Origin of the sequence: Microbacterium sp. Leaf351 (assembly GCF_001423825.1) — a bacterium.
In the GTDB taxonomy this organism is placed as follows: Bacteria; Actinomycetota; Actinomycetes; order Actinomycetales; family Microbacteriaceae; genus Microbacterium; species Microbacterium ginsengisoli.
Genome location: NZ_LMPK01000012.1, coordinates 64,352 through 64,765 on the forward strand (window position 1 = coordinate 64,352; position 414 = coordinate 64,765).

A 414-nucleotide genomic window follows, 5' to 3' on the forward strand; every position below is an offset into this window, starting at 1 on the left:
CTGCCTCGTCGGTCGGATCCACCAGCACCAGACCGGCCTCCCGGTCCGGGCGGCCGGTCTGCTGCCTGCCGCACGATCGGGCCGCCCGCGGAATGCCCCACCTGCACGAACCCGCTGCTCGGCTCGAGGCCGTCCAGCAAATCGTTCAGGTCGTCGGCCATCCGGTCCAGGGTGCGCCCTGCACTATCCGGGGCGGACCGGCCCAGCCCTGCCCGGTCATACACCACGGCCCGCGTGAACGCGGCGACCCGGGTCTGCAGCAACGCCCAGGTGGAGCGGGTCGCCGCCCATCCCGCCTCGAACACCACCGTCGGCGCCCCGGGGGTCCCGGCCGGGGCGGGCAGCACCATCGTATACAGGGCGCGCTCGTCACGGGTGCGCACCCACACCGGCTCCCCCTGCGTGTGCACACGC

The 414-nt window shown here is 74.4% G+C and carries 1 protein-coding gene; it reads right to left on the reverse strand.

Annotation, left to right across the window (positions count from 1 at the left end; translation table 11 throughout):
- The coding region (locus ASG00_RS17090; protein ID WP_235559169.1) for an alpha/beta fold hydrolase at positions 1-383 on the reverse strand (383 nt) is incomplete at its 3' end.
- Between the last annotated feature and the right edge of the window lie 31 nt (positions 384-414).